Source organism: Cupriavidus sp. 96C5-1 (assembly GCF_057798855.1).
Genome location: NZ_JBYOJU010000109.1, coordinates 1 through 3256, shown reverse-complemented (window position 1 = coordinate 3256; position 3256 = coordinate 1). Strand labels below are relative to the sequence as shown.

At 52.9% G+C, this 3256-nt stretch carries 1 rRNA gene; it reads right to left on the bottom strand.

Going from position 1 to position 3256, the window contains the following annotated elements:
- Positions 1-39: 39 nt before the first annotated feature.
- Positions 40-3118, bottom strand: a 23S ribosomal RNA gene (locus AC3FOF_RS44425).
- Positions 3119-3256: the final 138 nt, after the last annotated feature.

The following is a 3256-nucleotide window of genomic DNA, read 5'->3' as shown; positions in this document are numbered from 1 at the left end:
TGGCACGCGATACTCAACCAGGAGAAACACACTGGTTATAGGATCAAGCCTTACGGGCAATTAGTACTGGTTAGCTTAACGCATTACTGCGCTTCCACACCCAGCCTATCAACGTCCTGGTCTCGAACGACCCTTCAAGGAGCTCAAGGCTCCAGGGAATCCTCATCTTCAGGCGAGTTTCCCGCTTAGATGCTTTCAGCGGTTATCTCTTCCGTACATAGCTACCCTGCGATGCCTCTGGCGAGACAACAGGTACACCAGCGGTACGTCCACTCCGGTCCTCTCGTACTAGGAGCAGCCCCCGTCAAGATTCCAACGCCCACGGCAGATAGGGACCAAACTGTCTCACGACGTTTTAAACCCAGCTCACGTACCTCTTTAAATGGCGAACAGCCATACCCTTGGGACCGGCTACAGCCCCAGGATGAGATGAGCCGACATCGAGGTGCCAAACACCGCCGTCGATATGAACTCTTGGGCGGTATCAGCCTGTTATCCCCAGAGTACCTTTTATCCGTTGAGCGATGGCCCTTCCATTCAGAACCACCGGATCACTATGTCCTGCTTTCGCACCTGCTCGACTTGTCGGTCTCGCAGTTAAGCACGCTTTTGCCATTGCACTTTAGGTACGATGTCCGACCGTACCAAGCGTACCTTCGAACTCCTCCGTTACACTTTGGGAGGAGACCGCCCCAGTCAAACTGCCTACCATGCACTGTCCCCGACCCGGATTCACGGGCCAAGGTTAGAACCTCAAACAAACCAGGGTGGTATTTCAAGGTCGGCTCCACGCAGACTAGCGTCCACGCTTCAAAGCCTCCCACCTATCCTACACAGATCGGTTCAAAGTCCAATGCAAAGCTACAGTAAAGGTTCATGGGGTCTTTCCGTCTAGCCGCGGGGAGATTGCATCATCACAAACACTTCAACTTCGCTGAGTCTCGGGAGGAGACAGTGTGGCCATCGTTACGCCATTCGTGCAGGTCGGAACTTACCCGACAAGGAATTTCGCTACCTTAGGACCGTTATAGTTACGGCCGCCGTTTACCGGGACTTCAATCAAGAGCTTGCACCCCATCATTTAATCTTCCGGCACCGGGCAGGCGTCACACCCTATACGTCCACTTTCGTGTTTGCAGAGTGCTGTGTTTTTATTAAACAGTCGCAGCCACCATTTTATTGCAACCCCTTCACCCTCCTGGCGCAGGCCAGTCAAGCTACAAGGGCGTACCTTATCCCGAAGTTACGGTACCAATTTGCCGAGTTCCTTCTCCCGAGTTCTCTCAAGCGCCTTAGAATACTCATCTCGCCCACCTGTGTCGGTTTGCGGTACGGTCTCGTATGACTGAAGCTTAGAGGCTTTTCTTGGAACCACTTCCAATTGCTTCGCAGCACTAGGCCGCTCGCCCCGCATCCTTGAATTCCGCGCCCGGATTTGCCTAAGCGCCTTCTCCAATGCAGGGACCGGGACTTCCAACACCCGGACAACCTTCCGCGATCCGTCCCCCCATCGCATCATACGACGGTGCAGGAATATTAACCTGCTTCCCATCAGCTACGCATCTCTGCCTCGCCTTAGGGGCCGACTCACCCTACGCCGATGAACGTTGCGTAGGAAACCTTGGGCTTACGGCGAGGGGGCTTTTCACCCCCTTTATCGCTACTCATGTCAGCATTCGCACTTCTGATACCTCCAGCATCCTTTACAAGACACCTTCACAGGCTTACAGAACGCTCTCCTACCATGCGTGCACTCCTTTAAATCCACTCCACTTGCATCCCAACGACCATTGTTGGGCGCTTTGTCGATGCTGCGCATCGACAAGCAAGGTGCACTTAAAGGAATGCACGCATCCGCAGCTTCGGTGACTGGCTTAGCCCCGTTACATCTTCCGCGCAGGACGACTCGATCAGTGAGCTATTACGCTTTCTTTAAAGGATGGCTGCTTCTAAGCCAACCTCCTGACTGTTTTAGCCTTCCCACTTCGTTTCCCACTTAGCCAATCTTAGGGACCTTAGCTGGCGGTCTGGGTTGTTTCCCTCTTGACACCGGACGTTAGCACCCGATGTCTGTCTCCCGTGATTGCACTCTTCGGTATTCGGAGTTTGCTATGGCGGGGTAATCAGCAATAGACCCCCCAACCATGACAGTGCTCTACCCCCGAAGGTGAGACACGAGGCACTACCTAAATAGTTTTCGGAGAGAACCAGCTATTTCCAGACTTGTTTAGCCTTTCACCCCTATCCACAGCTCATCCCCTAACTTTTCAACGTTAGTGGGTTCGGTCCTCCAGTACGTGTTACCGCACCTTCAACCTGGCCATGGATAGATCGTCTGGTTTCGGGTCTACACCCAGCGACTGAACGCCCTGTTCGGACTCGCTTTCGCTACGCCTTCCCTAATCGGTTAAGCTTGCCACTGAATGTAAGTCGCTGACCCATTATACAAAAGGTACGCCGTCACCCCGCTTTAAGCGCTCTCGCGCTTAAATCCACTTTAAGCGCGCCACGATCTATTTCACCGTGTTGGCTTTTGACGATCATCACTGCGTGATGCTCGCCGAAAGCGCTTAAAGCGGGGCTCCGACTGTTTGTATGCATGCGGTTTCAGGATCTATTTCACTCCCCTCCCGGGGTTCTTTTCGCCTTTCCCTCACGGTACTGGTTCACTATCGGTCGATCACGAGTATTTAGCCTTGGAGGATGGTCCCCCCATCTTCAGACAGGATTTCACGTGTCCCGCCCTACTTGTCGTACACCTAGTTCCACAACGCTGTTTTCGCATACAGGGCTATCACCTGCTATGGCCGGGCTTTCCATCCCGTTCTGCTAACAACACTGCTAAAGAGTACAAGGCTCTTCCCATTTCGTTCGCCACTACTTTGGGAATCTCGGTTGATTTCTATTCCTGCAGCTACTTAGATGTTTCAGTTCGCCGCGTTCGCTTCCCTGACCTATGTATTCAGTCAGGGATGACCCATTCGGGCCGGGTTTCCCCATTCGGACATCTCCGGATCAAAGCTTGTTTGCCAGCTCCCCGAAGCTTTTCGCAGGCTACCGCGTCCTTCATCGCCTGTGATCGCCAAGGCATCCACCACATGCACTTGTTCGCTTGACCCTATAACGAGTGTGTCTCAAACTTCCGTTCAAGCCACGTCGCTACAGGATGAGTTCTCGCATTTGTGCCGTATTCCAAGTCATCTTTCGATCACTTAAATACATTTCGGTTGATACAATCACAACCCGGTATCGTGTT